24 protein-coding genes and 1 other RNA gene are annotated in these 23,177 nt (G+C 66.8%); 17 read left to right on the forward strand and 8 right to left on the reverse strand.

Going from position 1 to position 23,177, the window contains the following annotated elements; all coding sequences use genetic code 11:
• Window positions 1-89: 89 nt before the first annotated feature.
• Complete coding sequence (locus tag PRN20_RS11570) at window positions 90-3,743, forward strand: AsmA family protein (protein ID WP_273957508.1); 3,654 nt, start codon at window positions 90-92, stop codon at window positions 3,741-3,743.
• Here PRN20_RS11570 and PRN20_RS11575 read toward each other — a convergent pair.
• From PRN20_RS11575 to ssrA, 3 genes are all read right to left on the reverse strand, one after another.
• On the reverse strand, window positions 3,740-3,949 hold the full coding sequence (locus PRN20_RS11575; RefSeq protein WP_273957509.1) for a ribbon-helix-helix domain-containing protein: 210 nt from the start codon (window positions 3,947-3,949) through the stop codon (window positions 3,740-3,742). The genes PRN20_RS11570 and PRN20_RS11575 overlap by 4 nt on opposite strands.
• A gap of 12 nt (window positions 3,950-3,961) precedes the next feature.
• Window positions 3,962-4,450, reverse strand: coding sequence for an SspB family protein (locus tag PRN20_RS11580; protein WP_273957510.1), 489 nt, complete (start codon window positions 4,448-4,450; stop codon window positions 3,962-3,964).
• A gap of 126 nt (window positions 4,451-4,576) precedes the next feature.
• Window positions 4,577-4,930, reverse strand: a transfer-messenger RNA (tmRNA) gene (gene ssrA, locus PRN20_RS11585).
• Between the two features lie 49 nt (window positions 4,931-4,979).
• Between ssrA and PRN20_RS11590 the strand changes: the two genes are divergently transcribed.
• The 9 genes from PRN20_RS11590 to PRN20_RS11630 all read left to right on the forward strand — a co-directional run bounded on the left by PRN20_RS11590 (window position 4,980) and on the right by PRN20_RS11630 (window position 12,078).
• On the forward strand, window positions 4,980-5,774 hold the full coding sequence (locus tag PRN20_RS11590; protein WP_273957511.1) for a thymidylate synthase: 795 nt from the start codon (window positions 4,980-4,982) through the stop codon (window positions 5,772-5,774).
• Window positions 5,771-6,796: a DUF4424 domain-containing protein gene (locus PRN20_RS11595; RefSeq protein WP_273957512.1), complete on the forward strand. Its 1,026-nt coding sequence runs from the start codon at window positions 5,771-5,773 to the stop codon at window positions 6,794-6,796. The genes PRN20_RS11590 and PRN20_RS11595 overlap by 4 nt, the downstream gene beginning before the upstream one ends.
• Window positions 6,796-7,119 carry a phosphoribosyl-ATP pyrophosphohydrolase gene (locus PRN20_RS11600; RefSeq protein WP_273957513.1) on the forward strand — a complete coding sequence of 108 codons (324 nt, stop codon included), beginning with the start codon at window positions 6,796-6,798 and terminating at the stop codon, window positions 7,117-7,119. Before PRN20_RS11595 ends, PRN20_RS11600 begins: the two co-directional genes overlap by 1 nt.
• Window positions 7,116-7,595 (forward strand): GNAT family N-acetyltransferase, encoded by a 480-nt coding sequence (locus tag PRN20_RS11605; RefSeq protein WP_273957514.1) that lies wholly within the window; start codon window positions 7,116-7,118, stop codon window positions 7,593-7,595. The genes PRN20_RS11600 and PRN20_RS11605 overlap by 4 nt, the downstream gene beginning before the upstream one ends.
• On the forward strand, window positions 7,592-8,116 hold the full coding sequence (locus PRN20_RS11610) for a dihydrofolate reductase (protein ID WP_273957515.1): 525 nt from the start codon (window positions 7,592-7,594) through the stop codon (window positions 8,114-8,116). Before PRN20_RS11605 ends, PRN20_RS11610 begins: the two co-directional genes overlap by 4 nt.
• A gap of 61 nt (window positions 8,117-8,177) precedes the next feature.
• A complete protein-coding gene (gene hflK, locus PRN20_RS11615; protein ID WP_273957516.1) occupies window positions 8,178-9,305 on the forward strand; it encodes an FtsH protease activity modulator HflK in 1,128 nt (375 codons plus the stop codon).
• A 3-nt stretch (window positions 9,306-9,308) separates the two neighbouring features.
• Window positions 9,309-10,361, forward strand: a complete 1,053-nt coding sequence (hflC, locus tag PRN20_RS11620; RefSeq protein WP_273957517.1) for a protease modulator HflC — start codon at window positions 9,309-9,311, stop codon at window positions 10,359-10,361.
• Window positions 10,358-10,543 carry a DUF2065 domain-containing protein gene (locus tag PRN20_RS11625; RefSeq protein ID WP_273957518.1) on the forward strand — a complete coding sequence of 62 codons (186 nt, stop codon included), beginning with the start codon at window positions 10,358-10,360 and terminating at the stop codon, window positions 10,541-10,543. The genes hflC and PRN20_RS11625 overlap by 4 nt, the downstream gene beginning before the upstream one ends.
• Window positions 10,544-10,584: 41 nt before the next feature.
• A complete protein-coding gene (locus PRN20_RS11630) occupies window positions 10,585-12,078 on the forward strand; it encodes a Do family serine endopeptidase (protein ID WP_273957519.1) in 1,494 nt (497 codons plus the stop codon).
• On the opposite strand, the gene PRN20_RS11635 is transcribed toward PRN20_RS11630, so the two are convergent.
• Complete coding sequence (locus tag PRN20_RS11635) at window positions 12,075-12,623, reverse strand: GNAT family N-acetyltransferase (protein ID WP_273957520.1); 549 nt, start codon at window positions 12,621-12,623, stop codon at window positions 12,075-12,077. The genes PRN20_RS11630 and PRN20_RS11635 overlap by 4 nt on opposite strands.
• The gene (serB, locus tag PRN20_RS11640) at window positions 12,620-13,492 is read right to left on the reverse strand and encodes a phosphoserine phosphatase SerB (protein ID WP_273957521.1); all 873 of its coding nucleotides are present in this window, start codon (window positions 13,490-13,492) and stop codon (window positions 12,620-12,622) included. Before serB ends, PRN20_RS11635 begins: the two co-directional genes overlap by 4 nt.
• Before the next feature lie 26 nt (window positions 13,493-13,518).
• Between serB and miaA the strand changes: the two genes are divergently transcribed.
• A complete protein-coding gene (miaA, locus tag PRN20_RS11645) occupies window positions 13,519-14,400 on the forward strand; it encodes a tRNA (adenosine(37)-N6)-dimethylallyltransferase MiaA (protein WP_273957523.1) in 882 nt (293 codons plus the stop codon).
• Window positions 14,401-14,407: 7 nt separating this feature from the next.
• Here the strand turns inward: miaA and PRN20_RS11650 are convergent, their stop codons facing one another.
• A complete protein-coding gene (locus PRN20_RS11650) occupies window positions 14,408-15,832 on the reverse strand; it encodes an MATE family efflux transporter (protein WP_273957524.1) in 1,425 nt (474 codons plus the stop codon).
• A gap of 128 nt (window positions 15,833-15,960) precedes the next feature.
• Here PRN20_RS11650 and PRN20_RS11655 point away from each other — a divergent pair, with 128 nt between their 5' ends.
• Window positions 15,961-16,233, forward strand: a complete 273-nt coding sequence (locus PRN20_RS11655) for a glycine zipper domain-containing protein (RefSeq protein ID WP_273957525.1) — start codon at window positions 15,961-15,963, stop codon at window positions 16,231-16,233.
• 52 nt (window positions 16,234-16,285) lie between these two features.
• Here PRN20_RS11655 and PRN20_RS11660 read toward each other — a convergent pair whose 3' ends face one another.
• Together PRN20_RS11660 and motA are read right to left on the reverse strand one after the other, a co-directional pair.
• A complete protein-coding gene (locus PRN20_RS11660) occupies window positions 16,286-17,200 on the reverse strand; it encodes a flagellar motor protein MotB (protein ID WP_273957526.1) in 915 nt (304 codons plus the stop codon).
• A gap of 10 nt (window positions 17,201-17,210) precedes the next feature.
• A complete protein-coding gene (motA, locus tag PRN20_RS11665; RefSeq protein WP_273957527.1) occupies window positions 17,211-18,074 on the reverse strand; it encodes a flagellar motor stator protein MotA in 864 nt (287 codons plus the stop codon).
• A gap of 354 nt (window positions 18,075-18,428) precedes the next feature.
• Here motA and PRN20_RS11670 point away from each other — a divergent pair, with 354 nt between their 5' ends.
• The 5 genes from PRN20_RS11670 to ilvN all read left to right on the forward strand — a co-directional run bounded on the left by PRN20_RS11670 (window position 18,429) and on the right by ilvN (window position 23,143).
• Window positions 18,429-19,334, forward strand: a complete 906-nt coding sequence (locus PRN20_RS11670; protein ID WP_273957528.1) for a S1C family serine protease — start codon at window positions 18,429-18,431, stop codon at window positions 19,332-19,334.
• 95 nt (window positions 19,335-19,429) lie between these two features.
• Window positions 19,430-20,197 carry an orotidine 5'-phosphate decarboxylase / HUMPS family protein gene (locus PRN20_RS11675; RefSeq protein WP_273957530.1) on the forward strand — a complete coding sequence of 256 codons (768 nt, stop codon included), beginning with the start codon at window positions 19,430-19,432 and terminating at the stop codon, window positions 20,195-20,197.
• Window positions 20,197-20,613 carry a pyrimidine dimer DNA glycosylase/endonuclease V gene (locus PRN20_RS11680; protein ID WP_273957531.1) on the forward strand — a complete coding sequence of 139 codons (417 nt, stop codon included), beginning with the start codon at window positions 20,197-20,199 and terminating at the stop codon, window positions 20,611-20,613. The genes PRN20_RS11675 and PRN20_RS11680 overlap by 1 nt, the downstream gene beginning before the upstream one ends.
• Window positions 20,614-20,807: 194 nt before the next feature.
• A complete protein-coding gene (locus PRN20_RS11685; RefSeq protein WP_273957532.1) occupies window positions 20,808-22,577 on the forward strand; it encodes an acetolactate synthase 3 large subunit in 1,770 nt (589 codons plus the stop codon).
• Between the two features lie 11 nt (window positions 22,578-22,588).
• Window positions 22,589-23,143, forward strand: coding sequence for an acetolactate synthase small subunit (ilvN, locus tag PRN20_RS11690; RefSeq protein WP_273957533.1), 555 nt, complete (start codon window positions 22,589-22,591; stop codon window positions 23,141-23,143).
• Window positions 23,144-23,177: the final 34 nt, after the last annotated feature.

Below are 23,177 nucleotides of genomic sequence, written 5' to 3' on the forward strand. Positions count from 1 at the left end.
CGATCATGAGTCCCATTGGGCGATCGAGGCGTGACGCTTGTCACCCCATTGCCTAAACTCTGCCTAGTTCCGCGGAGATTCCCGGGCCCGTGCTAAACCGGCTCTTCATTATCGTTGGGGTCATCGCGATCCTCGCCATCGCCGCGGCCTTTGTCGTGCCCAGCTTCGTGCCGTGGAACGACTATCGCGATCGGCTGGCCGTGATCGCGGGCGAGGTGCTCGGCGAGCCGGTCCGCATCGACGGCGACGTGTCGTTCTCGCTGCTGCCTGCGCCCAAGCTCAAGTTCGCCGATGTCAGCGCCGGTCCGGTGGACGCGCCCAACCTCACGGTCGAGACCGTCGAGGCCGATTTCTCCCTCATCGACTTCCTGCGCGACCGCTACAACATCACGCGGCTGCAGCTCGGCAACCCCACGGTCTCGCTGGACGTCGCCGCCGACGGCACGTTCGCGGGCGGCCTTGCGCCGACCCGCCGGATCGAGAGCAACATCTCGGTCGCCAGCGCCTCGGTGAGTGGTGGCGCCGTGCGCGTCGCGGATGCCCGCAACGGCGAGACCTACGAGGCGACGGGCATTTCCGGCGAGCTCAAGCTCGAGGCCTTGCAGGGACCTTTCAGCTTCCAGGGAACCGGCACGCTCGACGGCGCCGCTTACGCGGTGCGCCTCGCCATGGGTGAGCTGGGTGCCGAGGGCGGCGGGACGCTGTCGCTGTCGGTGCGGCCGGCCGACGAGACGTTCTCCTTGCTCGCCGAAGGCACCGTTTCGCCCGGGCCCGCGCTGGCATTCACCGGTTCGATGATCTACCGGCAGCCGCCCCCCAGGCAGGCGGAAAAGGACGCCGGGCAGGGCGACCTCGTGATGACCAGCAAGGTCTCGGCGACACCGGCCCGCGTGCTGCTGTCGGACTACGTGCTCATTCCTGACGAGAACCGCGCCGCGACCCGCCTTCTCGGCGCTGCCGACGTCACGCTGGGACAGAACTCCGCGTTCAATGCCGTCATATCCGGTGGGGTGCTGGCGCTGCCGCCGCGCGACGCAACCGCCGAGCAGACCGTCGAGCCCTACGAGCTCATCCGCCTCCTGAAGGAACTGCCGCTCCCGGCCTCGCCGGCCATGCCGGGGACAGTCGGCGTTGATATCGCCGAGCTGAACCTGCGCGCCTTCTCCCTGCGCAATGTCCGGCTCGATGCCACGGCGCGCGGTGGCGGCTGGGTCGTCGAGCGCTTCTCCGGGACGCTGCCGGGCGACACCATTGTGGGGCTCTCCGGCGATGTGAGTCTCGCGACCGGCTCTCCCGAGTTCACCGGTGCGCTGTCCATCAGGTCGGGGCGCCTTGATGCGCTGAGCACGCTGTGGCGCAAGCCCGCCGAAGGAAATCCGCTGTTCGGCCTGCCGGGCAGCCTCGACGCCAAGGTCGACCTTGTGGGGCAGACCCTCTCGATCAGCGACGGCCGCCTCGAGCTCGATGGCGAGAGCCGGTCCTTCTCGGCGCAGATCGGCTTCGGCGCCGTCCGCGACCTGCACATCGACGCTCAGCTGGGCGTGCTTGATCCGGCGCGCAGCGCGGCGCTGGCGGCGCTCCTGCCCGATCTGGGCGCGGACGCCCAGTTCCCTGCCACGTTCCCGGCTGGCGAGTTCGACCTGAGCGCGGAAGCCATGTCGCTCTCGGGCCTCGAGGGGCGCGGGCTCAAGGCGAAGGGCACGTGGGACGGCGGCGTCCTGGTGCTGGACGAGGTGTCGGCCGAAGATCTCGGCGGCGCCCGGTTCTCCGCCAAAGGCACCGCCTTCGGTTCGTTCGCGAAGCCGGAAATGTCGGGTTCGGGCTCGGTTACGGTTTTTGCGGCCGATGCTCCGGCCCTCGCAAGGTTCTACGAGGCCATCCGGGTGTCGCCGGCGATGGCGGACTTCCTCGCGCAGTCGCTGCCGGCCGAGCTCAACCTCCGGCTCGACGCACCTACCGGGGAGGGCGCCCAGAGCCTCTCGGTTACGGGAAAGCTGGGCCCCTCGGATGCCACGGCGGAGGCCCATCTCGACGCCGGCTTCCTTCGCGCGCTGAACGGGCCGGTGAAGCTGAAGCTCGACCTCAAGGCGCCCGATGCGGCCGCGATGACGACGCAGATCGGGCTCGGCGACACACCGCTCTTCGCCGACGGCGTGCCGGCCCGCTTGGTCGGAGTGCTCGAGGGCAACACCGCCAACAGCATCGAGACGACCGTGCTCGTCGAGGGCGGCGGGGACTCGCTGGGCTTTTCCGGCAACGTGGTGGTTACCAATCCCGACGCCCTCAGCGGCAAGGGCACGCTCAAGGCCAGGCTGGCCGAGCCTTCCGCGCTCGCGGCCTGGCTGGGCGCCGAGGGTATTACGCTGCCGGCATTGGCGGGGTCGGCGAGAGTTGCGTTCGAAGGGGCCACCAGCGTCACGCTGGAGGACCTGACGGGCACGTCCGGCGACGAGACGTTCAAGGGCAACCTCAGCCTCGTAGCCAAGGGAACGGCGCGGGCCGTGACCGGCAAGCTCGAGCTCGGGACCCTCGATATCGCGAGCCTGCTCAAGACCTTGACCGGCCCGGCGGCACTTCTTCCGGGCGCAACCGGCATCTGGCCGGACGGACCCTTTGCGACAGGCGACGCGCCGCGCACGACGACGGGCCGCATCGCCGTAACCGCTACCGATCTGGTCGCCGCCGGCAAGCCGATCGCGTCGGACCTCCGGTTCGATCTCGATTGGGACGCGAAGGCGGCCCGCTTGCGCAACGCCAGCGCCGCCATCGGCGAGGGGCGTGCCGAGCTGGAGCTGTCCATCTGCTGCTCCGGTGCATTGACGGACAAGCAGGTCGCGGGCCGCATCTCGCTCGCGGGCGTCGCCCTCGACGACATCGTGCCGCCCGCCGTAGCCGCGGCCATCGACGGCAAGCTCGATGCCGCAGGGCGCTTCGACGGCACGGGCGGGAGCCTTGCCGGCATCCTCGGCGCCATGACGGGCGAGGGGACCTACAGCGTGACCAGCCTCAGGGTCGAGCGCCTCGATCCGCAGGCGCCGACCGCCGTGACCGGCGTGGCCAACGTGCTCGAACTGCAGCCCGAGCAGCTCATCGCGCTGATCGAGGACCGGCTGGACGACGGGCCCTTCATCAGCCCGACCATGGGCGGCAATTTCACCGTGGCCGGCGGCGTGTTCCGCAGCCCGAACGTCTCGATCGAAGGCGAGGGCGGCGCCCTGTTCGGCAGCGGATCGATCCGGCTGCCCGACCTCGGGATCACCGGCGACTACACGCTGACGCCCACCACGGTGGCGCCTGCGGCGCTGGTCGATGCCAGCACCGCACGCGTCGCGACACGGCTCAGCGGGACGCTGACCGAGCCGCAGCGCGTCTTCGATGTGTCGGGGCTCGTCGACGCCATCATGGTCAAGGCCTTCGAGGCCGAAGTCGCGCGCCTTGAAAAGCTGCGCGCCGAGGAAGAGGCACGGCTCAAGGCCGAAGCCGACGAGAAGGCGCGCCTGGCGGCCGAGGAGGCTGCCCGAAAGGCCGCAGCAGAGGCCGAGGCCAGGAGACTTGCCGATGAGGCGCGTCTGAAGGCTGAGCAAGAAGCGCGCCTCAAGGCTGAACAGGAGGCCGCCAGAAAGGCGGCCGAGGACGCAGCGGCCAAACAGGCGGCCGAGGAAGAGGCGAGGCAGGAAGAAGAGCTGCGCAAGGCGCTCGAAGAGTTCAACAACCGGCCGATGGATATCGGTCTGGGGAACTAGCCGGCGCGGTCGCGATACCACGCGAGCACGGCCAGCCGCACCGCCGAGGAGAGGTTCTGCACCTCCCGCGCTTCGTCGATCTCGCCAACCATGGCTGCGATGGATTTGCCCGAGGCCTCGGCCAGGGCTTCGAGCCCGGCCCAGAACTCCGGCTCGATGGCGATGCTGGTGCGGTGACCGGCAATAGTCAGCGAGCGCTTCTCCACGCGCCGCGCCCGCTACTTCTTGCGGAAGCTGTCGAGGCTCACGACCTTCTCGCCCTTGCTCTCGGGAGCAGGGGCCGGGCTGGGCTCCGAGGCAGCATCTTCGGCTGCCGGTTCTGCGCTCGCTTCGGCTTCGTCGCCTTCGACGCGCTCGACATCGAACTGCAGCCCGAACTGCACGGACGGATCGAAGAAGCCCTTGATCGCCGAGAACGGGATGGCCAGCATTTCGGAACGGCCATCGAACGACAGGCCGACCTCGAAGCCGGTCTCGTTGACCTTGAGGCCATCGAACTGGTTCTGCAGCACGATGGTCATTTCCTTGTCGTACTGCTCGAGCAGCCGCTGGCTCAGGCGCACGCCGGGCGCCCGGGTGACGAAGGAGATGAAGAAGTGGTGGTCGCCGGGCAGACCAGTCCGCGCCACTTCGGAAAGCACCTTGCGCACGACGCCGCGCAGCGCTTCCTGGGCAAGAATATCATAGCGGATCAGGTCTTCGGCCATTCAGAGTCCCTAGTCTCGGGGGAATCCCCATTCCGCTATCATCGCCGCGCGAGGGGGGGCAATTCAAGGAGAAACGCCGAATTCCAACGGTGGCGTACGCTGGTTGTTCCGTTTCGGCGAATGGGAAGTGCAGGCTTCTGTTGCCAGGTGCCTGCGAACCCCGCCTGTCGGCCTGCTAGGACCGGAGGACTTCTAGTTCAGGTGCCGGCGCCGCATTAAGCAGCGATAGCAACCTTAGCATAGTTGTCGTTGGCAACTATTAGGATGGCCCGATATCGGTGGTACCATGCCGAGCGAAAGTCTACCCTTTACGCCCTTGTCGATCCTGTTTCGCCCCCGTGAGCCCGCCACGACGGGGAGTTCTGGTGGAGGCGCCGGGCACTGCCCCCGGGTCCAATGGGTTTATTACGATAGCCGTTTATCGCCATAGCCGTTTCCGGCAAACCCTATATAGGGGCGTTGCCGACGGGATGCAAACGCCCCTGTGGATGCGGGCGGGAGCGCTCACGAATCGAGATAAGCTGTACGCATGCGCCAATACCTAGACCTACTCCGCGATGTCCTCGAAAACGGCACCGATCGGCCCGATCGCACCGGTACCGGCACCCGGTCCGTGTTCGGCCGCCAGGTGCGGTTCGACCTCTCGCAGGGCTTCCCGCTGCTGACCACCAAGAAGCTCCACATCAAGTCGATCGTCTACGAACTGCTGTGGTTCCTGCGCGGCGAGACGAACGTGCGCTGGCTGCAGGAGCGCGGGGTCAAGATCTGGGACCAGTGGGCCGACGAGAACGGCGATCTCGGACCGGTCTATGGCTCGCAGTGGCGCAGCTGGCCGGACGGTGAAGGCGGCACGATCGACCAGATCAGGAACGTCGTGGACTCGATCCGCAACAAGCCCGATTCCCGCCGCCACATCGTTTCGGCGTGGAACCCGGCCGAGGTCGACGACATGGCGCTGCCGCCATGCCACTGCCTGTTCCAGTTCTATGTCGCGGACGGCAAGCTCAGCTGCCAGCTCTACCAGCGCTCGGGCGATATCTTCCTCGGCGTGCCCTTCAACATCGGCTCGTACGCCCTGCTGACCGAGATGATGGCGCAGGTGACCGGGCTGAAGGCCGGCGAGTTCGTCCACTCGTTCGGCGACCTGCATCTCTATCACAACCACTTCGACCAGGCCCGGCTGCAGCTGTCGCGCGATCCGCGCCCGCTGCCGCGGCTGACCATCGACCCGGACAAGCGCGACATCTTCGATTTCGAGTTCGAGGATTTCATGATCACGGGCTATGATCCGCACCCGCACATCAAGGCCGAGGTCGCCGTATGAAGGTTCTCGCTGCACTGCTTGCCTTCACCGCCCTTGCGGCGCCCGCCATCGGCAACGACACCATGTCGACGCTCGGCGCCGGGGGACTGGTGTTCATCCAGACCGAGCAGGTCCGCATGGTGCGCGAGGATCTCTATGTCTCGCCCGAGCAGGTGCGGGTGAAGTACGAGTTCCACAACGAGAGCGAGACCGACGCCACGAGCCTCGTCGCGTTCCCGCTGCCCGACATCACCGGCAGCGGCGACTTCATGGTCGCGATCCCGACGGTGGACCCTGAGAACATCTTCGGCTTCGAGACGCGCGTGAACGGCGAGCCGGTTGATACCGAGCTGCAACAGTACGCCTTTGCCACCAACATCGACTACACCGAGTACCTGGTCGACCTCGGCATCCCGCTCGCCCCCTTCGGCGACGACACCGTCAAGGCGATCAACGCGCTCGACGATGCGACCAAGAAGGAACTGCAGCACCGCGCCCTCGTCATTCCCATGGAATACGATGCCGGGCAGGGGATGCAGACCGAGTACTGGCCGACCTGGACGCTGCGTTCCACCTACAGCTGGGAGGCTCACTTCCCGGCCGGCGAAACCGTGATGGTCGAGCACAGCTACAAGCCGAGCGTCGGCGGCACGGTGGCGGTCAGCTTCCTTGGCGAGCCCTACGAGGGCTACGACCCGGCCGCCGAGTACAAGAAGAAGTACTGCACCGACGACAGCTTCGTGAATACGGTGAAGAAGACGCTGCCGAACCCCAACGAGCCCTGGGGCGCGCCCTTCACCGAGAGCTGGATCAGCTACATCTGGTCGACCGGCGCCAACTGGGCCGGCAGTGTCGGCACCTTCCACCTGACCATCGACAAGGTGCTGCCGCAGAACCTCGTCTCGTTCTGCTGGGACGGCGAGGTGAAAAAGACTGGCCCGACCACGTTCGAGATGGAGGCCAGGGACTGGTGGCCGCCCTATGGCCGCGAACTCGAGATCCTGATCCTCAACCGGCAGGATCCGGAACCGACGGTCGGCTGATGGCATCCCTCGCGGAACTGGCCGATCGCGTCGAGCGCGTATCGGCGATCTATGCCGAACGCTGCAACATCAATCGCGATGCGGACTGGTACGCGCTGAAGCTGCAGGAAGAGGCCGGCGAGCTGGTCGCCGAGTACCTGCGTGGCAGCGGTCGCGGCAGGACCGGGGACCGGTCGCCGGAGGCCATTCGCACGGCGCTGGAGAACGAGGCCGCCGACCTCATGGCGCAGCTCCTGCTGTTCTGCCGCAACAATGCGATCGACGTCGAGGCAGCGCTCGATCGCAAGTGGTTTGTCTACCTGCCCGAGTCCGACCGCCCATGACCCTCACCATCCGGAGCGCGACGCCGGACGACGCCGCGCTCATCATCCATTTCATCGCGGCGCTGGCCGAGTACGAGAAGCTGGCGCACGAGGCCGTGGCGAGCGAGGCGGACATCGTCCGCGACCTGTTCGGTGCCGATCCCAAGGTGTTCTGCGAGATCGCCGAATGGGACGGCAGGCCGGTAGGCTTCACGCTCTGGTTCTACACCTACTCGACCTTCCAGGGCCGGCACGGCATCTGGCTCGAGGACCTGTTCGTCGAGCCGGAGGCCCGCGGGCTGGGCGTCGGCAAGGCGCTGCTGATCAACCTCGCGCAGCGCTGCGTGCGCGAAGGGCTGGGCCGGTTCGAATGGTGGGTGCTCGACTGGAACGAGCCCTCGATCGAGTTCTACAAGTCGCAGGGCGGCGTCATGCAGGACGAGTGGACCAAGGTCCGCGTCGATGGCGATGCACTTGCGAGGCTCGGCTCGCCATGACCGTCCCTGTCGCCATGATCGCTGCCATGGGCGAAAACGGCGTCATCGGCGCCGCGGGCGAGATCCCGTGGCGGTTGCCGACGGACTTCGCCCATTTCAAGCGCACCACGCTGGGCAAGCCGCTCATCATGGGCCGCAAGACGTTCGAGAGCATAGGCAAGCCCTTGCCCGGTCGCACGAATATCGTGGTGACCCGCCAGCAGGGCTATGAGCCCGATGGTGTCGTCGTTGTGGACAGCCTCGCAGCTGCCCTCGAAAAGGCTCAGGCGATCGCCGCTGCCGATGGCGCCGGAGAGGTGATGATCGGGGGCGGAGGCGAAATCTACCGGGAGGCAATGCCTCTGGCGGAGCGACTTTACGTCACACATGTGGCGCTGGCCCCGGCGGGCGATGCTTACTTTCCTGCCATCGATCCCAGTATCTGGGAGGCGGAGTCTATACCAGAACTGGTGCGGACCGAACGGGACAGCTCTGATTTCACGGTAAGAATCTATCGACGGCGTCAAACGGGCGCACGTTGATCGCTGCGGGACCCTTCCCTATATAGGTCGTCACATCGATAACCCGGCAGAAAGGTGGCGTATGCCCTGGGACAATAATACGGGCGGGGGAGGCCGCAACTCCAATAGTGGCGGTCCATGGGGCCAGGCCCCGGGCGGCGGCGGCGGCGGACCACGCCGCAGCGGCGGTGGCGGCGGCGGTACGCCGAACCTCGAGGATCTGCTGTCCCGCGGGCGCGACCGTTTTCAAGGCGGCATCCCCGGCGGGCGCTGGACGATTGTCGGCGTCATCGCGGCCCTTGCCGTGTTCTGGGGTCTCAACGCATTCTACACCATCGATCCGCAGGAAGTCGGCGTGAAGCTGCGCTTCGGCCGTCCGATCGAGACGACCGGACCTGGCCTGCACTTCCATCTGTGGCCGCTCGAAACCGTCGAGCGCGTCAACATGACGGAAAACCGGACCGAGATCGGCTCGGTCGGCTCCAACCGGGCGCAGTCCGATGAAGGCCTGATGCTCTCGGGCGATCAGAACATCGTCGACGTGAAGTTCTCGGTGCTGTGGTCGGTCAGCGATCCGGCGGCCTATCTGTTCAACGTGCGCGAGCCGGACGACATGGTTCGCTCCATTGGCGAAAGCGCCATGCGCGAGATCGTCGGCCGCCGTCCGGCGCAGGACATCTTCCGTGATGACCGCGCTGGCATCGCCAACGATGTGCGCAGCATCGTGCAGTCGATCGTGCAGAGCTACGGCATGGGCGTGACCGTGTCGCAGATCGCCATCGAGCAGGCGGCACCGCCGACCGAAGTGGCTGACGCATTCAACGAGGTGCAGCGCGCCGAGCAGGACGAGGACCGTTTCCAGGAAGAAGCCCGGCAGTATGCCAACGAGCTTCTGGGTAACGCCCGCGGCCAGGCGGCCAAGCTCCGCGAAGACGCGGCCGCCTACAAGAACCGTGTGGTGCAGGAAGCCGAAGGTGAGGCAGCCCGCTTCCTCTCGGTCTATTCCGAGTACGCCAAGGCCCCCGAGGTGACGCGCAAGCGCCTGTTCCTCGAGACCATGGAAGAAGTGCTGGGCGGCACCGAGAAGGTGCTGGTCGAAAGCAGCGCCGGCGGTTCGGGCGTGATCCCCTACCTGCCTCTGCCGGAACTAAGGTCGGGCGCCAGGCCCACTTCCACCCTTCCCAGCACGACCACCGACGGGGCGCAGTAAGCCATGAACCGCTGGATAGTTATTGGCATCGCCGCTGTTGCGCTGCTCTACATCTTCATCTCGTCGATTTTCGTGGTCAACGAGCGTGAGCAGGCCATCGTCATGCGCTTCGGTCAAATCACCGACGTGAAGACCGAACCCGGTCTCTACTTCAAGATCCCGACCAACTTCGTGGACACGGTGCAGATCGTCGAAGATCGGCTGCTGCGCTACGACATCGCCAACATGACGGTGCAGGTGTCGGACGGTAAGTTCTACATCGTCGATGCGTTCATCACCTATCGCATCTCCGATCCGCGGCTGTTCCGTGCCCGCGCGCTCGGTGAACTGCGCGTGGTCGAAGACCGTATCTCGAGCCGTTTCGACGCAGCTCTGCGTCAGGTCTACGGTCTGCGCGACTTCACCGAGGCGCTCTCCGAGCAGCGTCCGGAGATGATGCGCGAGGCCCGCGACCTGATCCGTCCGGACATGGCCCAGCTCGGCGTTGAAGTCGTCGACGTGCGCATTCTGCGTACCGACCTCGATCCGAGCGTGTCTGCGGATACCTTCAACCGCATGAAGGCCGAGCGTCTCGCCGAGGCGGCACTGCTTCGTGCCCGTGGCCAGGAAGCGGCCCAGACGGCGCGCGCCGTGGCTGACCGCCAGGCAGTCGAAGTGCTCGCCGCTGCCCGCCGCGACTCCGAGATCCTGCGAGGCGAGGGCGAAGGCCAGCGCAGCCAGATCTTTGCCGATGCGTACAACCGCGACCGTGACTTCTTCGAGTTCTATCGCTCGATGCAGTCCTACCGCGCGGCGCTGGGCGGCAACGGAACGACCATGGTCCTGTCGCCGGATTCGGAGTTCTTCCGGTTCTTCCAGAACCAGAACCCCGACAACGTGACGCCGCCGCCCGAGGCCGCGACGACGCCGATCCCGGCGACGCCGCTGGTCGAGGAACCCGCCTTGGATTCGCCGATCCTGAACGACCCGGCGGCAACTCCGGCCCTGCCGGAAGCCGCTCCGGCAGACGCAGCGCCGGCGACGACTCCGGCTGAGGCGGCGCCTGCGGCCCAGTGATCGAGTTCTTCTCGGCACTGGCCCTGGTCCTCGTCATCGAGGGGGTGCTGTACGCGGCATTCCCCGAGCAGATGAAGAAGGTGCTGGCATCGATCCAATCGATGCCGGCATCAAGCATTCGTGCGGCGGCTTTAGCTTGCGCCGGGGTCGGACTTGTTCTCTTGTGGCTGCTCCGCGGCTGAGGGTTGAGGCCGCCGCGGCCGAGTCGTTGCGGGAGAAGTCGATGCGTGCTGCCGGTCGTCTGGTGCGGTCTCTGTTCTTTTCGGGGCTGCTTGCGCTGCCGGTCGCGATCACACCCGCGTTGGCCCAGGGGCCGGCCTCCGTTGCTGGCCTCGCCGAAAAACTCTCCCCCGCGGTCGTCAATATCGGCACGTCGCGCCGGGTGCCCGGTGGCAGCGGCGTTCCGTTCCCGGACCTGCCTGACGGCTCGCCGCTGCAGGAGTTCTTCGACGAACACAATCCCAATGACGGTCTCGGCGACGACCTGATGCAGGAGGCGCGCAGCCTCGGCTCGGGCTTCATCATCAGCGCCGACGGCACCGTCGTGACCAACAACCACGTCATCGATGGCGCCGAGGAGATCGAGGTCTACCTGACCGACGGCACACGGCTGCCCGCCAAGATCATCGGCAAGGACGACAAGACCGACCTTGCGGTACTCAAGGTCGACGCCGGCCGTGAGCTCCCCTTCGTCGAGTTCGGCGACAGCGACACGGCCGTGGTCGGCGACTGGGTCATGGCCATCGGCAACCCGTTCGGGCTCGGCGGCTCGGTGACGATCGGCATCGTCTCGGCCCGCAACCGCGACATCCAGTCGGGTCCCTACGACCAGTTCATCCAGACTGACGCGGCCATCAACCAGGGCAATTCCGGCGGCCCGCTGTTCGACATGAACGGCGACGTCATCGGCATCAACACCGCCATCATCGCGCGCGGCGGCTCGTCGCTGGGCATCGGCTTCGCCGTGCCGGGGAATCTCGCCGCCCCCGTCATCAGGCAGCTTGCCGAGTTCGGCGAGACCCGGCGCGGCTGGCTCGGCGTCGGCATCCAGGAAGTGAGCGACGACATCGCCTCGAGCCTCGGGCTGGCCAACACGGCCGGCGCGCTGGTCATCGACGTCACCAAGGGCGGCCCGTCCGAGGGCAAGGTCTCCGAGGGCGACATCATCCTCGAGTTCGACGGCAAGCCCATCGCCCGCATGCGCGACCTGCCGCGTGTCGTGGCCGAGACCGAGGTCGGCAAGGCCGTCCCGGTGAAGATCCTGCGCAACGGCGCCGAGCAGACCCTCGACATCACTCTGGGGCGGCTGGAGCTGGGCGAGCAGCTCATCGCCAGCACCAGCACGCCTCCGGCGGCGCCCGAGCCTGCTCCGGCTCCCGAGGAAACTGTCGCCGAGGAAGAAGTCGCGCCGCTGGGCCTGCCCGACATCGTCGGCTTCGACGTCGCCGCGCTGGACGAAGCCAGCCGCTCCACCTACGGCATCGCGCCCGAGGAGAAGGGCATCGTCGTCACAACCGTGAAGCGCGGCAGCGATGCCGACATCAAGGGCTTCATCCCGGGCCTGATCGTCAACGAGGTGAACCAGAACCGGGTTGCCACGGTCGACGAGCTCAACGCCATGGTCGGGCAGGCCAAGGAGGCCGGCCGCCCGGCGGTGCTGTTCAAGGTCACCGACCCCACCGGCACCAGCCGCTTCATCGCCGTGCGGCTGGGCTAAACCGGCCTCGTGATCCGGTAGACCACGTGTGACCGCAGCGGGTGCCCCTGCGCCAGCCGCGGGTGCTCGAAGTCTGCGTCCGGGTCGCGGACCATCCCGATCTTTTCCATCACCCGCTGGCTCGGCACATTGCCCCGGAAGGTGAAGGCGACGATCTCGTCGAGGCCGAGGGTCCCGAACCCATAATCGAGCCAGGCCAGCGCGCCCTCCGGCGCCAGGCCCTGGCCCCAGAACGCCTTGTCGAACTGCCAGCCGATCTCGACCGCCGGGTTGCCGCGGATGGCGGCGCGTGTCTCGTCAGGGATGTAGCCGAGCCCGATAAGGCCGACGAACTGCCCCGTCGCCTTGACCTCGGCCGCGCCGAAGTGAAACCCGACCTCCGCGGTCTTCTGCATCGCAAAGTCGAGCTGGGCGCCCGCCTGCTCGGGCGTCAGCACCGAGGGGTAGAATCGCCGCACCTCGGGGTCGCCGAGGACGGCGGCGAGCGGCGCCCGGTCGCGCTCTTGCCACGGCCTCAGGATCAGTCGCTCCGTCTCGAGCCTCACCTGACGATGTCCTCTTCCTCAAAGCCCTGCAGATAGAGCAGGGCGGTGAGGTCGCCGTGGTCGATGCGGATGCCGGCCTGGGCTGCAACATGCGGCTTGGCGTGCAGCGCCACGCCGAAGCCCGCCGCCTTGATCATGTCGAGGTCGTTGGCCCCGTCGCCGACAGCCAGGGTCGCGCTCAGCGGCAGGTTGCGCTCGGCAGCGAGTTCCTCGAGGCGCCGGAGCTTGGTCGTCTTGTCGACGATCGGGCTCGCCACCGTGCCGGCCAGCGTGTCGCCGTCGAACTCGAGCACGTTGGCGATGGCCTCGTCGAAGCCGATGCGCTTGGCGAAATAGTCGGCGAACAGCGTGAAGCCGCCCGAGACGAGCGACGTGTAGGCGCCATACGCCTTCATCGTGTGGATCAGGGCCCGCCCGCCCGGCGCCAGCGTGATCCGCTCGCGCCGGATTTCCTCGATGACGCGGCGCTCGAGCCCCTTGATCAGCCCGACGCGGGTGCGCAGCGCCTGCTCGAAATCGAGCTCGCCATTCATGGCCCGCTCGGTGATCTCGGCGACCTTGTCCTTGATGCCGACGGCGTCCGCCAGCTCGTCGATGCACTCCTGCTCGATCATGGTCGAGTCCATGTCGGCGACGAGCACCTGCTTGCGCCGGCCGGATTCGGGGACCAGCGCGACGTCGACCGCACGGCTGCCGATCACGCTGCGCGCCGTCTCCACCGGGTCGGCGGACCCGGGCGAATGGATCTCGCAGGCGATGCGCTGGTGCAGCCAGTTGATCTCGCCCTTGGTCTCATGCTGGATCGCCGCCACCAGTTTCGAGTCAAGCGCGGGGTCGGCCGGGTTGGCGATGAGGCAGAGAACTGTCATTGGAAGCTTCCGAGAGGCCTGAGAAGATGGGCAAAAGCCCGGAAAAGCGAGCGGTGTTGATAGCGGGTCCAACCGCCAGCGGCAAGTCGGCGCTGGCGGTCGAGATAGCTCGCGCGCAGGGCGGGGTGATCGTCAACACCGATGCCCTGCAGGTCTATGACGTGCTGCGGCTGCTTACCGCCCGCCCGTCCGAGATCGAGATGGTCGGGATACCGCATCGTCTCTACGGCTCGGTGCATCCGTCGGTGCGTTTTTCGACCGGCGAGTGGGCCCGCGCCGCCGAGGCCGTCATCGCCGGGGAAGGGAATCGGCCCCTGATCTTCGTCGGCGGCACCGGCCTCTACTTCGACGTGCTGACAACGGGCTTCGCCGACGTGCCCGAGGTGCCGCCCGAAGCTGTCGCGGCCGCCGAAGCCGAGGTCGCCGGCCTCGATCGCGAGGCGCGCGGACGGCTCATCGCCGCGCGCGACCCGCTGATCGCGGCCCGCCTCAAGGCGCCCGATCCGCAGCGGGTGATCCGCGCGCTGGCCGTCCTCAACGCCACCGGCAGGTCGCTCGCGGCGTTCCAGGACGCAACCCACAGCCCGCTGCTCGAGAACTTTGCCGTCGAACGCATGGTGCTCAACCCCGATCGCGAGGTGCTGCGCCAGCGCATCGCCCGGCGCTTCGAGGCGATGTTCGCGAGTGGTGCTGTCGAGGAGGTCGAGGCGCTTCTGGCGCTCGACCTGGACCCTTCGCTGCCGGCCATGAAGGCCATCGGCGTTCCCGAGATCACGGCCATGCTGCGCGGCGAACTCGAGGAGGGCGACGCGATCGAGCGCGCCGTCATCGCTACCCGCCAGTACGCCAAGCGGCAGCGGACCTGGTTCCGCAATCGCATGGCCGATTGGAACTGGATCGTCCCCTAGGCCGGCGTCATGGCCTTTGTCCGGCGATGATCTTCATCAGGCCGAAGCGTTCCCGCAGCGCGAACCGTCCGACGAGGAGTATCGCCACGAAGGCAAGTCCCGTCGCCAGTCCGAGCCAGACGCCGATCCCCCTCAGTTCGAAGACGAAGCCGAGAAGGTAAGCCGTCGGCAAGCCCACGAACCAGTACCCGAAGATGGCGAGCAGCATCGGCGTACGCGTGTCCGACAGTCCGCGCAGCGAGTGCGCCGCCACGACCTGGGCGCCGTCGACCAGCTGGAAGATGCCTGCAATGCCCAGGTAGGTCGCAGCCAGCATCAGGGCGGTGGCATTGCTCGGATCGCTCGGGTCAAGGAAGATGGTGACGAGCAGGTGCGGCGCGACGAGGAAGAGCGTCGCCGTCAGCGCCATGAAGCCGACACCCAGGATGATCGCCATCCAGCCGGCGACCCGGACGCCCTCGACATCCCCGCGGCCGGCTGCGAGGCCGACGCGAACCGTCGCCGCCATGCCGAGCCCGAGCGGCACCATGAACGCCATGGACGCAAGCTGCAGCGCCACGGCATGCGCCGCGACCTCGTTCGTCCCCAGCCGCCCCATCAGGATGGCGGCGACCGAGAACAGTCCGACTTCTGCCGCGACGGTGAGGCCGATCGGCAGGCCGACACGCAGGATCTCCCGGAAGTGCCCCCAGTCGGGCTTGAAGAACCGCGCCATGACGTGGAAGCGCTTGAACTTGCGGTGGGTCAGCACATAGCCGAGCAGGGCGGCGAACATGAACACGTTCACCAGGCCCGTGGCGATGGCGGCGCCGCGCAGTTCGAGGCGCGGCAGGCCGAAATGCCCGAAGATCAGGACATAGGCGAGGATGGCGTTGAGGATCACGCCCATGACGGTGACGGCGAGGATGATCCTCGTCGAGTCGTGGGCGGACAGGAACGAGCGCAGCACCATGATGCCGAGTATCGGATAGAGCATCCAGAAGCCGGCCTGCATGTAGGACTCGGCGAGCGCCGTGACCTCGGGGTCCTGGCCCAGGGCGAGATAGATCGGCCGGATACTGAGGACTATCGGCACGAGCAGGGTCGCGATGAGGATAGCCACCCAGAAGCCCTGCCGCACGATGCGGCGCACGGCCTTCACGTCGCCGCGGCCACGGGCCTGCGCGACGAGCGGCGCGACCGCTCCGACAATGCCGATGCCGGTCAGCTGGAACGGCATGAGGAAGGCGCCGGCCAGCGTGCCGGCCGCCAGATACTTCGGTCCGATCCAGCCCATCAGCACCACGTCGGTGGTGAAAAGCAGGTTCTGCGCCAGCTGCGCGATGATCAGCGGCCACGCCAAGGCGAGGCTTGAACGGAATTCACCGGCCCAGGTGTGCGTAGAAGCGGAACTGTCGACGCCCTTCTCCGGCGTCGCCAAAGTCTTGTCCATTTCGGAGATCCTAATCGTGGCCGGAGCCATAGCCCAATCGGCGAGGAGCCTCAAGCCATTGGAACCAATCGGCTTCGACCGCATTAACGCAACGGGCTCGTGTACCAACAACTCCCGGAGGGTTCTTCATGCGTAAATTTCTATCTGTGGCGGTGGTGCTGACGGCGACGATGACGCTCGCTGCCTGTACCACCACCGAACGTACGGCGAGCGCAGGCGCCGTGACCGGTGCAGTGCTCGGCGGCGTGACGACTGGCACTGTCGGCGGCGCGCTTGCTGGCGCGGCCATCGGCGGCGTGACTGGAGCGGTGGCTGGTCAGCTTCTCGGCCGCTATCGCGACGACCCGACCCGCTGCGTCTACGAAGACCGCTACGGTCGCCGCTACGTCGACGTGTGCTGAACCTGTTCAGCGAATGAACAAGGCCCGGTGATGCACCGGGCCTTTTTCTTGTCTAGGGCGCGAGGCCGGCCGGCACCGGCGGCGCCTCGTACTTGACCACGATCTCCACGCGGCCATTGCCGGCGAGGTAGGGGTCGTTGGGGAACAGCGGGTCGGCCGCCGCTCGCCCCGAGACCGAGCTGAGCCGGTCGTCGGAGAGACCGAACTCGCCGAGAATGGAGCGGACCGCGTTTGCCCGGTCGCTCGACAGTTCCCATGCGCCGTAGCGCGGATTGGGATAGGCGGCGCCCGCCGCCGTGTGCCCCGAAATCATCAGTGGCCGCGCCAGCTTCTGCAGGATCGGCGCCAGCGCTGCGATGGCCTTGCGCGTCGTCTCGTAGGGGTACTTCGATCCCTCGGGGAACATCGGCCGGCCTTCCTGGTCGATGATCTCGATGTTGAGACCTTCCTCGGTTTGTTCCACCAGCAGGCTGTCGGCGAGGGTGGTGAGGTCCGGATTGGCCTGCCAGGCCTGCCGGATGCTGGCCGCCGCGCTGTGGAAGTCCTTGTTGTACTTGGACTGCAGGCTGACCGTAGAGGCGAGCACCGCGTCCTGCTGGTTGCCTCCGGCCAGGTCGCTGCCGCCGCGTGCTTCTGCCTGCGGGCCCGCCTCGCTGCTCTCGGGGGCCGTGAGCGCATCCTTGCTGGCTTCGACACGAATCTTGGCCCCGTCCTCGGAGAAGGCCTGTCCGCCCATCACGCCACCGGCGCCGCTCGGGCTCTCGCTCACGTTGGGCGGAGCGAAATAGTCGGCCAGCCCCTTCTTCTGCTCGGGCGTCGTCATGCTGATGAGCCAGAGCAGCAGGAAGAAGGCCATCATCGCCGTCACGAAGTCGGCATAGGCGATCTTCCAGGCGCCGCCATGGTGCGCATGGGCCGCCTTCTTGACCTTCTTGATGATGATGGGCTGAAGGTTGCCGTTGGCCATCGCGATGGTCCTAGGTCAGGGCAGGGAGGTTGGCGGTCGCTTCGTCGATCTCGGCGAAGCTCGGGCGCACCTCGCTCATCAGCGCCTTGCGGGCGAACTCGATGGCGATGGATGGCGCGTAGCCCGACATGTGGGCGAGCAGGCCGACCTTCATCGACAGGAAGTACTTGGACTCGGCCTCGAAGGTGTTCTTGAGCGACTGCGCCATCGGGCCGAAGAAGCCGTAGGCGACGAACACGCCGAGGAAGGTACCGACCAGCGCGCCGCCGATCATGTGGCCGAGCACCTCGGGCGGCTCGCTGATGGAGCCCATGGTCTTGATCACGCCCAGCACGGCGGCAACGATGCCGAGTGCCGGCGTGCCGTCCGCCAGGGCCTGCACGGCGCTGACCAGCCGCTCGTTCTCCTGGTGGTGGGTCTCAAGTTCCTCGTCCATGAGCGATTCCATCTCGTGGACGACGTTGGTCCCCAGCGTCACCATGCGCAGGTAGTCGCACATGAACACCACCGCATGGTGGTTCTTCATGAAGGTCGGAAAGCGCTGGAACAGCGGGGAGTTTTCCGGGTCCTCGATATGCTGCTCGAGCGCGAGGACGCCCTTGGCCTGCACGAGCTTGAACAGGCTGAACTGCAGCCCCAGCAACTCGACATACGCTTCCTTGTTGTATCGGGGGCCGCGGAACAGGATGCCGAACAGGGATCCTGTCTGCTTGAGCACCGGCCCGGTGTTGCCGATGATGTAGGCGCCGAAGGCCGCGCCCAGGATGATGACCGCCTCGAAGGGCTGCCACAGCACCTCGAGGTGCCCACCCATGGCGACATAGCCGCCGAGTACGCTGCCGAAGATGACAACAATGCCGATGATAAGCCGCATACGCCCGAACCCGCGCCAATTCCCAAAAACAAGGACAAAGTCCTACAAAACCGGCGGTCGGTCCGTTCTGCGCGGTGTGACCTGGCTCCGGCGGCCCGTAGAAACTCAGCATTCTGCTGCGACCCGCCCGGCTTCGCCTCCTGCTCGGCCACTGGACTTGCGCTGCGGTCACCTTCCTATGCGCGCAGTTAAGGTTCGCCTAACCGCGGGTGCGTACGTCAGTCTATGTCGTGATGCTGGCGTGACCGCTTGCACAGACTGGTCGTGCTGCATACCTGAACGAGACAGACGGCGCCTTCAGGCTGGACCCGGTCAGGCGCTCCAGCCCATACTCCCCCCAGACAGGAGGACCCCATGACCTTCGATCCGATCCTGCCCTCCATCGTCACGCTGCGCGCGACCGTCCCCGACGATGCCTTCACCGCTGCAACCCTCGGCACCATTCGCGAAGGGAGCGGCGTCGTGATCCGCGAGAGCGGTCTGGTCCTGACCATCGGCTATCTCATCACCGAGGCCGAAGAGGTCTGGCTGGGCACCCATGACGGCCGCCAGGTGCCGGCCCATCCCGTCGCCTACGACCAGGAGACCGGCTTCGGCCTCGTCCAGGCCCTGATGCCGCTGGACCTGCCGGCGCTGGAGTTCGGCAAGTCGTCCGAGTCCGATCTCGGCGACTCCGTGGTCTTCGCCGACGGCCAGGGCAATTCCGTCCGCGCCACCATCGTCGCCAAGCAGGAATTCGCCGGCTACTGGGAATACCTGCTCGACGAGGCGATCTTCATCGCGCCGGCGCACCCGTCATGGGGTGGGGCGGGCCTGATCAGCGCCGACGGCAAGCTGCTCGGCATCGGCTCGCTGCGGCTGCAGATGTCGCGTAACGGCGACGTTGCCGATATCAACATGGCCGTGCCGATCGACCTGTTGCCGCCCATCCTCGACGACCTCCTCACCCGCGGCAGCGTCGACAAGCCGCCGCGCCCGTGGCTCGGGGTGTTCTCGGCCGAGAGCGATGGCGAGGTGGTGGTGATGAGCGTCGCCGACAACGGCCCGGCCGCCCGCGCCGGCCTGCGGCGCGGCGACATCATCTCCGATGTCCGCGACGGCGCGGTGGAGGGGCTCGCCGATTTCTACCGCAAGCTCTGGGAGATCGGGCCCGCCGGCGCCGAGGTGCCGATGCGCATCGTGCGCGATGGCCGCGAGAACTGGGTCCGCGTCAAGTCCGCCGACCGCAACACCTATCTCAGGAAGCCGATGATGCAATGAGGCGCAGGGCGGCTTGACGGCTGCCGACGAGTCCCTGCACGGTTCGCCATGCCCTTGACGATGCATGAGAACACCCGCCTGGGCCGGAGAAGACCATGACCGCATCCCAGCGCGTACTCGACATGCTGCGCACCCAGTACACCTTCCAGATCTCGGTCGACGTCGACAGCATCCCGCAGGGGCTGGCCGTGGCGCAGGCGGCGCTGAACGCCGGCATCACCATCGTCGAGCTGGGCACGCCGCTCCTCAAGTACGAGGGCGTCCGCAACGTCGTGCCGGTCTTCCGCCAGCGCTTTCCCGAGGCCCTGCTTCTCGCCGACATGAAGACCATGGATGGCGGCGGCTTCGAGGCCCGCACGGTCTACGAGGGCGGCGGCAACATCATCGATTTCCTCGCGGCGGCCGGCGTGCCGAGCGCCAGGGCCGTCTGCGCCGTCCGCGACGAGTACCGCGAGCGCAACCCCGGGATCCCGCGCCTCGCCTTCGCCGATATCCTCCTGCCGCTGCAGGGGCCGGCGGCAACGGCCGTCGAAGTCGCCGAGCAGATGGTCGAAGCCGGCGTCGATGGCGTCGGCCTCCACCTGCAGCTCGACGCCCGCCGCGCCGATCCCTCGCTCTGGGCCTCCAGCTACCTCGCCGACGTGGCGCAGGCCGTCTACGAGCGGGTCGGGGGCAGGGCCTCGGTGCAGGTCGTCGGCGGCCTCAGCGCCGACCAGGCCGTCGGCCTCGCCCAGGCCGGGCTGATGGCCTTCGTCATCAGCGGCAACATGGGCCTGCCCGACGGCAACGCCCGCTACGACCTGCCTCCCGCCGAGCTCGAAGCCCTCATCGACGAGTTCATCGGGCGCGTGAAGGCAGACTGATGACCCGCATCAACTGCATCCCCCCGGCCGAACTCAGCCGCCAGCACCTCGTCGCCGAATACCGCGAACTGCCGCGCATCTACGCGCTGGTCCGCCAGGCCATCGCCCGCGGCGAGCTGCCCGACGATCGGCGCAACCCCACCGAATACACCCTCGGCCGCGGCCACATCCGCTTCTTCTACTCCCGCCTGGGCTACCTCACGAACCGCCAGCGCTCCCTGGTCGCCGAGATGCAACGCCGCGGCTACCAGCCCACATTCGTCGAAGTCGACCAACTGGCGGAGGGGATTCCCGCGGAATGGTGCCGCGACTGGCAACCAACGGAAGCCGCCATTGCCCTCAACCGGGCCCGGATCGCGGAGCGGAGCGCAGCCGCGAGGCTCCCCCTTGACACCGCCCCCTCACCCCCCTCATAACTCCCCACCTAATCTTGGAGCACGATCCGTGCAGAAGCTTATCGTAGTAATGGGGCGCATCGAGCACGTGGGGTAAATCCCTGCGAGGGTCGGTGCGCTTGTAAGGTCCCTAACGGGGCCTTTTTTGTTGCCGAATTTCCGCCGGTGACGGCGTAGCGAATAGAAGACCGGCTAAGCCCGGGTGGAGTGAGAAAATGGCCGAACAGATGACGGGCGCGGAGATGGTGATCCAGGCGCTCACCGATCAGGGGGTCGAGCATATCTTCGGTTACCCCGGTGGTGCGGCGCTGCCGATCTATGATGCGCTGTTCCAGCAGGACAAGGTGCAGCACATCCTGGTGCGGCACGAGCAGGGCGCCGGCCACATGGCCGAGGGCTATGCCCGCTCGACCGGCAAGGTCGGTGTCGTGCTGGTGACCTCGGGCCCCGGCGCGACCAACGTCGTCACCCCGCTCACCGATGCGCTGATGGACTCGATCCCCATCGTCGTCCTCTCGGCCCAGGTGCCGACGCCGCTGATCGGCTCGGACGCGTTCCAGGAATGCGACACGGTCGGCATCACCCGCTCGTGCACCAAGCACAACTACCTGGTGAAGTCGGTCGCCGAGCTGCCGCGCGTGCTGCACGAGGCGTTCCACATCGCCCGCACCGGCCGTCCCGGCCCGGTCCTGATCGACATCCCCAAGGATGTCCAGTTCGCGCTCGGCACCTATTACGGCGCCGACGAGATCGGGACGACCCGCCACAAGAGCTACCACCCGGCCACATCAGGCGACATCGCGGCCATCGAGCAGGCGGTGGATCTGATGCTGCGCGCCGAGCGGCCGATCTTCTATACCGGCGGCGGCGTGGTGAACTCCGGTCCCGAGGCCAGCGAGAAGCTGCGCGAGCTGGCCGAGCTGACCGGCTTCCCGGTGACGTCCACGCTGATGGGGCTCGGCTCGTTCCCGGGCTCGAACCCGCAGTGGATGGGCATGCTGGGCATGCACGGCACCTACGAAGCCAACATGGCGATGCACGACTGCGACCTGATGATCAACATCGGTGCGCGCTTCGACGACCGCATCACCGGCCGTATCGATGCGTTCTCGCCGAACTCGACCAAGATCCATGTCGATATCGACCCCAGCTCGATCAACAAGAACGTGCGCATCGACCTGCCGATCGTCGGCGATTGCGGGCTGGTCCTCGAGGAAATGGTCCGCATCTGGCGCACCAGGACCAATCAGCCGCGCACCGAGGCGATCGCGCCGTGGTGGAAGCAGATCGAAGGGTGGCGCCAGCGGCATTCGCTGGGCTTCAAGAACTCCGACACCACCATCAAGCCGCAGCACGCCATCCAGCGCCTCTACCAGGCGACCAGGGATCGCGACGTCTACATCACCACCGAAGTCGGCCAGCACCAGATGTGGGCGGCACAGCACTTCCACTTCGAGCAGCCCAATCGCTGGATGACCTCGGGTGGCCTGGGCACCATGGGTTACGGCCTGCCGGCCGCGGTCGGCGTGCAGGTGGCGCATCCGGATGCGCTGGTCATCGATATCGCCGGCGAAGCCAGCGTCCAGATGACCATGCAGGAGATCTCGACGGCGGTGCAGTACCGCCTGCCGATCAAGATCTTCATCCTCAACAACGAGCGCATGGGCATGGTGCGCCAGTGGCAGGACCTGCTGCATGGCGGCCGCTACGCGCACAGCTATTCCGAGAGCCTGCCGGATTTCGTCAAGCTGGCGGAAGCCTATGGGGCCAAGGGCATCAAGTGCGACGATCCCGGCAAGCTCGACGCGGCGATCGCCGAGATGCTCGACTATGACGGCCCGGTGATCTTCGACTGCCTCGTGGAAAAGCACGAGAACTGCCTGCCCATGATCCCGTCGGGCAAGCCGCACAACGAGATGATCCTGCCCGATTTCGAGGACGATATCGGCGCGGTGATCGACGAAAAAGGCCGGCAGCTGGTTTGAGGAGCTAAGCCATGAACGCACATTTGCAGCCGAGCGGTTCGGCATACTTCCTCGCCGCGGAGACCCAGAAGCCGGAGCGGCACACGCTCTCGGTGCTGGTCGATAACGAGCCGGGCATTCTCGCCCGGGTGGTCGGGCTGTTCTCGGCCCGCGGCTACAATATCGACAGTCTCACGGTCTCGGAGACCGAGCACGAGAAGGGGCTGTCGCGTATCACGGTCGTTACCGTGGCGACGCCCAAGGTGCTGACGCAGATCAAGCTGCAGCTCGAGCGGCTGGTGCCGGTGCACAAGGTCCACGACCTCACCGCCGAGGGGAAGGCCCTGGAGCGCGAACTGGCGCTGGTTAAGGTCGCCGGCTCCGGCGAGCACCGCGTCGAGACCCTGCGTCTCGCCGATGCCTTCCGCGCCCAGGTCGTCGACGCGACCACCGAGAGCTTCGTGTTCGAGGTGACCGGCAAGCCATCCAAGATCGACAGCTTCATCACGCTGATGGTGCCGCTCGGGCTGGTGGAAGTTGTGCGGACGGGCCTCGCGGCAATTTCGCGCGGGCCCGAGGGCATGTAAGACGATGGGGCCGGGAGCAATCCCGGCCTTTCGT

It is taken from the genome of Devosia sp. ZB163, from assembly GCF_028613635.1.
Classification (GTDB): domain Bacteria; phylum Pseudomonadota; class Alphaproteobacteria; order Rhizobiales; family Devosiaceae; genus Devosia_A.